The organism is Clostridium sp., from assembly GCF_036643715.1.
Classification (GTDB): domain Bacteria; phylum Bacillota; class Clostridia; order Clostridiales; family Clostridiaceae; genus Clostridium.
In genome coordinates, this window is record NZ_JAVXRL010000080.1 from 1 (window position 1) to 7,774 (window position 7,774).

General features: G+C 29.9%; 7 protein-coding genes and 2 tRNA genes. 5 read left to right on the top strand and 4 right to left on the bottom strand.

Features of this window, described 5'->3' with window-relative positions:
• Positions 1-60: 60 nt before the first annotated feature.
• Together RSF37_RS14405 and RSF37_RS14410 are read left to right on the top strand one after the other, a co-directional pair.
• Positions 61-136: transfer RNA gene (locus RSF37_RS14405), tRNA-Ala, on the top strand.
• A gap of 266 nt (positions 137-402) precedes the next feature.
• A complete protein-coding gene (locus RSF37_RS14410; protein ID WP_332565081.1) occupies positions 403-1,149 on the top strand; it encodes a peptidylprolyl isomerase in 747 nt (248 codons plus the stop codon).
• Between the two features lie 48 nt (positions 1,150-1,197).
• Here RSF37_RS14410 and RSF37_RS14415 read toward each other — a convergent pair whose 3' ends face one another.
• The 3 genes from RSF37_RS14415 to RSF37_RS14425 form a co-directional block, all read right to left on the bottom strand.
• A complete protein-coding gene (locus RSF37_RS14415; protein WP_332565082.1) occupies positions 1,198-1,863 on the bottom strand; it encodes an HAD family hydrolase in 666 nt (221 codons plus the stop codon).
• Positions 1,864-1,940: 77 nt separating this feature from the next.
• Positions 1,941-3,290, bottom strand: a complete 1,350-nt coding sequence (locus RSF37_RS14420) for a [Fe-Fe] hydrogenase large subunit C-terminal domain-containing protein (protein ID WP_332565083.1) — start codon at positions 3,288-3,290, stop codon at positions 1,941-1,943.
• A 270-nt stretch (positions 3,291-3,560) separates the two neighbouring features.
• Positions 3,561-3,636: transfer RNA gene (locus RSF37_RS14425), tRNA-Pro, on the bottom strand.
• A 485-nt stretch (positions 3,637-4,121) separates the two neighbouring features.
• Between RSF37_RS14425 and RSF37_RS14430 the strand changes: the two genes are divergently transcribed.
• The 3 genes from RSF37_RS14430 to rsmI all read left to right on the top strand — a co-directional run bounded on the left by RSF37_RS14430 (position 4,122) and on the right by rsmI (position 7,185).
• The gene (locus RSF37_RS14430) at positions 4,122-5,435 is read left to right on the top strand and encodes a C40 family peptidase (RefSeq protein ID WP_332565084.1); all 1,314 of its coding nucleotides are present in this window, start codon (positions 4,122-4,124) and stop codon (positions 5,433-5,435) included.
• A 141-nt stretch (positions 5,436-5,576) separates the two neighbouring features.
• On the top strand, positions 5,577-6,347 hold the full coding sequence (locus RSF37_RS14435) for a tRNA1(Val) (adenine(37)-N6)-methyltransferase (RefSeq protein WP_332565085.1): 771 nt from the start codon (positions 5,577-5,579) through the stop codon (positions 6,345-6,347).
• Entirely contained in the window at positions 6,340-7,185 is an 846-nt protein-coding gene (gene rsmI / locus RSF37_RS14440) for a 16S rRNA (cytidine(1402)-2'-O)-methyltransferase (RefSeq protein WP_332565086.1), read from the top strand. The genes RSF37_RS14435 and rsmI overlap by 8 nt, the downstream gene beginning before the upstream one ends.
• Positions 7,186-7,295: 110 nt before the next feature.
• Here the strand turns inward: rsmI and RSF37_RS14445 are convergent, their stop codons facing one another.
• Positions 7,296-7,535 carry an AbrB/MazE/SpoVT family DNA-binding domain-containing protein gene (locus RSF37_RS14445; RefSeq protein ID WP_039311870.1) on the bottom strand — a complete coding sequence of 80 codons (240 nt, stop codon included), beginning with the start codon at positions 7,533-7,535 and terminating at the stop codon, positions 7,296-7,298.
• Between the last annotated feature and the right edge of the window lie 239 nt (positions 7,536-7,774).

The following is a 7,774-nucleotide window of genomic DNA, read 5'->3' on the forward strand; positions in this document are numbered from 1 at the left end:
AGCAGCGGATTGAAGATCCGCGTGTCGTAGGTTCGATTCCTACTCGAGCCACCATTATATGGGGGTATAGCTCAGTTGGGAGAGCACCTGCCTTGCACGCAGGGGGTCAAGAGTTCGAATCTCTTTATCTCCACCAATTTAAAGATGTTCATTAGGACATCTTTTTTTAATGTTCAATAAATAGCAAAAAGTACATAAAATATATGCCTTTCTAAAAAATAATCCACAGTTCCGATATTCTTATGTGGATTAAACTCACAAAAATAATAAAAAATGTGGATAAATTTAAAATAAAGTTAGCAGTAATACAATTATTGTTTAAATTGTATTATATAGATTGTTATTATATATATATATTGATAGAATAGAGATATAAACTACAAGCGAAAAGGAGATTTTAAAATGGAAAATAAAGTATTAGCAACAGTTGGCTCAAACGAAATAACTGAAAAGGAATTAAACGAAATAATTTCAAAATATCCAGCAGATAGAAAAATGATGTTTGAAGGCGAACAAGGTAAGAAACAATTATTAGAACAAATGATTCAATTTGAATTATTAAACCAATTTGGAAAAGAATTAAAGTTAGATGAAACTAACGAATATAAAGAAACAGTTGAGCGTTTATCAAAAGAGATATTAACTCAAGTAACAATAAGTAAAATATTAGGAGATATCACAGTAACTGATGAAGAAGCTAAAGAATACTATGAAGCTCACAAAGATCAATTTGCAGAGCAAGCAACAGTATCAGCTAAGCATATATTAGTTGAAAGTGAAGAAGAAGCTGCTAAAATAAAAGAAGAAATAGAAAACGGAACTATGACTTTTGAAGAAGCTGCTACAAAATATTCAAGCTGTCCATCAAAAGAACAAGGCGGAAGTCTTGGAGCATTCGGTAGAGGAATGATGGTTCCTGAATTTGAAGAAGCTGCATTCGCTGCAGAAATCGGAAAATTAACAGCACCAGTTCAAACTCAATTTGGATTCCACTTAATCTTAATCGATGAAAAGAACGAAGGAAAAGTTAAAACATTCGAAGAAGTTAAAGATGGCGTTGTTCAACAATTAATCCAAGAAAGACAACAAAGAAAGTACTTAGACGTTTTAAAGGACTTAGAAAACAAGTTCCCAGTTAACAGAAAGTAGTTTTTAAATAGTAAAAAGGATGTATCGTATTGATACATCCTTTTTTTATTAAATAGCTACATCATTAGTAGTAATAAGTGTAGTAAAATCATTTATATAATTGTCAGCATTTTTTATAATCTCAGCTTGATCTAAAATGCTACGTTCATCTTCAACAGCAATTACCTTCATTCCAGCCTTTTTAGCACCTTTAACTGCTGGTAATATATCTTCAAAAACAATACAGTTTTCAGGCTTAACTTTAAGCTTTTTAGCAGCAAGTAAGTAAACGTCAGGTTCATGTTTACCAATACCAACTTCATCAGTAATTGTAATTTCATCAAAGTAATCATAAATATTATTGAACTTTAGTGATGCTTCTAATAATTCTGTTGAATTACTGGTAGCTAGTCCAATTTTAATATTTGATTCTTTCAAAAATTGTAAAAATTGCAAAACGCCTTTTTTAAGTCCTATATTAGATGAATAATGAGTATGTGCCATACTATTCCAAGTATCTTTAATTTCATCTAATGAATCTTCTAAGTTGAAAGTTTCCTTAAAATATAGTGCTACTTGATTAAAACTTAAGTGGCTGATTTCATCATTTAAGTTGCTAGGAACAGCAATATTTTTTGAGCCTAAGTAATCAATGTCTATTTGATCCCAAAGTGACATTGAATCTATTAATGTACCATCTAAATCAAATATAGCTGCTTTTATATTATTAAACATTATGTAAGTTCCCCCTTTAGAAAATAAATATAGGATAAATAGTATCATAAAACTACTTATCCTACAAATTTTAATAGTTAAAGATCTCTATGGAATATTTTAGTCTTATCTTTATCTAATAAATCTTCTAATGAATTTATATTAAGATGATGGAAAAGTTCAGTTAAAACATCACTATGTGTTGCAACTTTAATTGGTGATGAGTAGGCAAAATCATCAACAGCTTTTTTACCATCTTCAGTTTTGATTAATTTTTTAGGACCACCAACACAGCCACCAACACAACCCATTCCTTCAATGAAATTAAAACTTGCCTGCTTATTTATAACTTCCTCTAATAATGATTTACATTCTTTAACACCACTTGCACTTTTTTGATTAAATAATTCTTTTTTCTTAGGGAAGAGTTCACTGATTGCCTCATAAATTGCGGTGCTTACACCATCAGCTCTTGCATATAATCTACCACCTCTAGATGTATATTCAGCAGATACAGTTTCAGGTAGTAAACTAGGATCTATATTAAGTGTATTAAATAAGCCTTGTAACTCTTCAAATGTAAGAACTAAATCTACATCGTTTATTAAATCTTTCTCACGTGCCTCAGCTTTTTTAGCTATACAAGGTCCTATAAATACAACTTTAACATCAGGAGCAAGTACTTTTATAACTCTTGCAGCAGCAATCATTGGTGATACTGAAGGGGTAACGTACTTAACTAAATCTTTATATACTTTCTTTACCATTCCAATCCACATAGGGCAGCAGCAAGATGTTATAAGTAAATCATGTTTATTACATACGTGATGATTAAATTCTAAAGCTTCTTTAATAGTAAGCATATCTGCAGCAAAGGCAACTTCAACCATGTCAGTAAAGCCCATTTTTATAAAAGCACTTCTTAATTGATCCATTGTAACGTCAGGACCAAATTGCCCCATTATGGCTGGTGCAACTGTTGCAACTACCTTTTTATTGCTTTTAAGAAGGTCTAATAAAGGGATTAATTCAATCTTTTCTAAATAGTTTCCACTTTCACAGGCAGTAACACATGTTCCACAGTCAGAACATAAGTCATTATTTATGTATGTGTTATTAGAAATTGGATCTTTTAATATGGCATCGAAAGGGCATGACTTTTGGCATGCTGTTTTACCATCAATATCTGTTGAACATGATGATGAGCATTTAGAGATTTTTTCAACTAATTTATTATTAACTGAATAATCTGTAATAGCTTTCTTTAAATTGTAAATATAATTATTATCATCCGTAACACTAACGCCACACAAAGATGATATTATAGTTTTAATTTCATCTTTAGAATACTCACCAGATGAAATTAATTTATTGACTTCATCATCAAAAGTATTATTATAATAAGATGAAACTAATTGATCTAATATTTTTTGGTATTTTTTATTCATAAAATTTCCTCCTAAAAGTGAATATATATATATATTATTTATATTTATGGCAATAATAATACCTATAGGGGAAAAAGATTAAAAAAAAGAGAGGAATTTACATATGATATGGTTCATATTAGGGTATCTTATAGTTGCTATAGTAACTTTAGCATTATGCAAGGCAGCTAGTTCAGATAGAGAATATAACGAAGATGAATACAATGAAGATTAAATTTTATAAATTACAGAAAAAAAAGACTATTACTTAAAGTAATAGTCTTTTTGAAGTGGTCGGGGTGACAGGTCTCGAACCTGCGACCTCATGGTCCCAAACCATGCGCGCTACCATCTGCGCCACACCCCGAAATACTAGTTAATTATACGACTAACTAATTTAAAAGTCAACAATATTCACAAAAACTTCAAAAAACTATTACAATTTTGTAATAGTTGTGATATTATAGTAATATGATGTTTATAAAGATGTACTTGATAAAGGCAAATTCTAAAGTTGATGACAATCTTTTTAAGGTATTGCTAAGGCATAAATAAACATGATTAAAGTGATTAAAAGTAGAAAAATATAAATTAATATTAAGACGTGACTTGTACTTAGAAATTGACCAAATTATACTCATTATGTAAGTAAATTTTACGGATATCTTATGTAAACAATTCCAAGTTTTATAATAATTTAAATAAAATTTATTATAAAAATGGTTGACTGTAATGAATATGTAATAATTTACGGTTGTGCCATAAAAGATGAGATGATATAATATATGGTGTATTTCTGATAAAAAGTCAGACAAATTGAAAGGGGGGAGGTTCTTAGGAACCGACAAACTCATGAAAAAGAAAATCGTTGCTGCACTTATTGCAGGTATATTAGTTGTAACATCTGCTATCCCAGCATATGCAACTCCAACTAATCAAGAAGTAAACCAAGCTAGAGATCAATATGCAGAATTAGGTAAAAAATTAGCGGACACTCAAAATAAAGTAGATGACTTAAATGTTAAAATAGAACCATTAGCACAAAAGGTAGAGAGCAATAAAAACGAAATGGCTACTACTAAAAAGGAAATGGACAACACTCAAAAAGAAATAGAACAGACTAAAGAAAAAATGGTTGGTCAAGAAGAGGTTCTAGGAGGAAGACTTAGAGAACTTTATAAATCAGGTGGACAAACTAGTTACTTATCATTAATCTTTGGAGCAGAAAGTTTATCAGATTTAATTGGTAGATTAGATTCAGCTAATAGATTAGTAGAATTAGATAAAAATGTTGTGGACGAGCTTGTTCAGAACCAAAATAGCTTAAATGATAAAATGACATCACTTCAAGATAAGAGCAAGAAGCTTGAGGATTTAAATAAAGAAACAGAACAAGAATTAAGTAAATTCGAACAATTAAGAAAAGAACAAGAAAAATATGTTGCTGAAGCAAAAGAAGCTCAAAAAGAATTTGACTCTAAGTATCTTTCACAAGTAGAAGGAGAAATAGTAGCAGGTCAAATTGCGACAATTAATAATTCAAATAGTTCTTTAGATTCATTAAAGAGCGCAGTTTCACAATTAGTAAGCTTAAAGGACAACCAACTTAAGAGTCCAACAGTTATTAGTAAAGTAGAATCTGCAATCTCAAAAGGAAAAGATGCTATCTCAAAGAAAGAAGCAGAGCAAAGAGCTCAAAATAGTGCTCCTAACAGAGGTGGTTCAGTAAATAATGGTGGATCATCAAACAATAATGGTGGATCATCAAATAACGGTGGATCATCAAACAATGGTGGATCATCAAATAATGGTGGTGGACAAACATCAGCAAGTGCTCAAGCAGTTGTTAATGAAGCGTACAAGCACCTAGGTAAGAAATATGTATACGGAGCTACTGGTCCAAATACATTTGACTGTTCAGGTCTTACAAGCTATGTATATAGCAAAGCTACAGGAATATACATTGGTAGAACAACTTATGATCAAATAGGAGCAGGTAGAGCTGTATCTAGATCAGAGCTTCAACCAGGAGATTTAGTATTCCCTAACTCAGGTCACGTTGGAATTTATGTTGGAAATGGACAAATAATTCATGCACCTCAAACAGGTGATGTAGTTAAGGTTTCACCAATATGGAACTTCATGGCAGCAAGAAGAATATTATAGGATAACTTTTAAATACATTAAAAAGACTTTAGATTAATCTAAAGTCTTTTTTTATTTCAAATGATTAAATATTCAAAGTTGTTAAGGCTTTTTTTATAATGTATAATTAAAACAGAAATTTGAATGTAGAGGAAAGAACGTATGACGATGAATAATAATATTGAAATAAAATCTAATGAAAATGTAGATGATTTACAATTAAATGGATTAATGTTAATACAGAAGGCGGATGGATTTAAGTTTGGAGTTGATGCAGTGCTTCTTTCAGACTTTGCTAATGTTAAAAAGAAGCATACTTTAATAGATTTATGTACTGGTACAGGTATAATACCATTTTTGGCTTATGGTAAATATAATCCAAAGAATATCATTGGAATTGAAATTCAAGATGATATGGTAGAGATGGCAAATAGAAGTGTACTTCTTAATAATATTTCTAATATACAATTTATAAATAGAGATTTAAAAGATATTAAATTTTTAAAGACTGTAGAGAAAGCTGATGTAGTAACTGTAAATCCTCCATATAAGCTTAATAATGCAGGTATAGTTAATCCATCAGATAAGCTTTCAATAGCGAGACATGAAGTTATGTGCAACTTAGAAGATGTTATAGCAGCATCAAGGGTTTTACTTAAAGATAACGGAAGATTATTTATGGTACATAGACCAGAAAGATTAGCTGATATAATTACTCTTATGAGAAAATATAAAATAGAGCCAAAAAGAATAAGGATGGTACATCCAAATAAGAATAAGGCTCCAAATATTGTATTAGTAGAAGGTCAAAGAGATGGTGGGGCATTCTTAAAGTGGGATTCGCCAATTTATGTTTACAATGAAGACGGAAGTTATTCAGATCAAATAGAATCAATTTATGGAAGAGATAGGAGCGTTAAAAATAATGAGTAACGGTAAACTATATTTAGTTCCAACACCTATAGGAAACTTAAAGGATATAACATTAAGAGCATTAGAAGTATTACAAAATGCTGATGTTGTAGCGGCGGAAGATACAAGACAAACAATAAAATTATTAAATCATTTTGATTTAAAGAAAACATTAATTAGTTATCATATGCATAATGAACAAGGTAAAAGTGGAGAAATATTAGATAGATTAAGAAATGGTGAAAATATTGCATTAGTTAGTGATGCCGGTATGCCAGGAATTTCAGATCCAGGTAGTGTAATAGTTAAAAGGTGTATAGAAGAGAATTTAGATTTTGAAGTGTTGCCAGGCGCAACAGCTTTTGCAACTGCACTTATATATTCAGGACTCGATAGTACAGCATTTACTTTTAGAGGATTTATTCCAAAAGATAATAAATCTAAAAAAGCTGTAATAGAAGAAATTAAGAATCATAAAGAAACTATAATACTATATGAGGCTCCACATAGGCTTCTAAATACATTAGATTTTTTACTTAATAACTTAGGTGATAGAAGTATGTCTGCCTGTAGAGAGCTTACTAAGCTTCATGAAGAGATAGCTAGAGGTAAAATATCAGAAGTAATAGAACATTTTACAAATAAAGCTCCTAGAGGAGAGTTTGTACTTGTAATAGAAGGGTTAAGTGAAGAAGAAATAGAAAAAGAAATGAGATCAGAATGGGAAGATCTTTCTATAGAAGAGCATATTGTTAAATATATAGAAGATGGAATGAATAAAAAAGACGCTATTAAGAAAGTAGCTAAGGATAGAAAAGTTCCTAAAAATGAAATATATAAATTTTCAACTGATTTATAAAATTATATAACTCAAAAAGCACTATGATTACAAAGTAATCATAGTGCTTTTTCTATAGCAAACATATAAGTATATTTTAGGGGAATATACTTATAATACTTTCAGTTAAATTATCTTTTTAATTCAGCTAAACAGTTTTTGCAGATGTTCTTTCCTTTATAGTTTACAACATCTCTAGCATCTCCACAGAAAATACAAGCTGGCTCATATTTCTTAAGGATGATTTGCTCACCGTCCACATATATTTCTAAAGCATCTTTCTCTGCTATGTCTAGAGTTCTTCTTAACTCTATAGGAATAACAATTCTTCCTAATTCGTCTACTCTTCTAACTACACCTGTTGATTTCATAAAAGTTTCCTCCTCAATTATACATTAATTGTATTTTATCAATATTTCGCAATATTCGACATTTTACTATGTTATCTTACCAAAATTGTAATTTAAAGTCAACAACAAAAATATTAAGTTTTATTAAACTACAAAATTTACTATTAAATACTACAGTTATAAATATACTACCAAATTTTAGAAATGTCAATACTTTACAAATTAAATTTTTATACTTAACTATTATAAAACTAAAAATG

Coding starts and splice junctions, on each gene's coding strand:
- RSF37_RS14415 (WP_332565082.1), bottom strand. CDS start 1,863: ATGTTTAATAATATAAAAGCAGCTATATTTGATTTAGATGGTACATTA.
- RSF37_RS14410 (WP_332565081.1), top strand. CDS start 403: ATGGAAAATAAAGTATTAGCAACAGTTGGCTCAAACGAAATAACTGAA.
- RSF37_RS14420 (WP_332565083.1), bottom strand. CDS start 3,290: ATGAATAAAAAATACCAAAAAATATTAGATCAATTAGTTTCATCTTAT.
- RSF37_RS14430 (WP_332565084.1), top strand. CDS start 4,122: ATGAAAAAGAAAATCGTTGCTGCACTTATTGCAGGTATATTAGTTGTA.
- RSF37_RS14445 (WP_039311870.1), bottom strand. CDS start 7,535: ATGAAATCAACAGGTGTAGTTAGAAGAGTAGACGAATTAGGAAGAATT.
- RSF37_RS14435 (WP_332565085.1), top strand. CDS start 5,577: ATGACGATGAATAATAATATTGAAATAAAATCTAATGAAAATGTAGAT.
- rsmI (WP_332565086.1), top strand. CDS start 6,340: ATGAGTAACGGTAAACTATATTTAGTTCCAACACCTATAGGAAACTTA.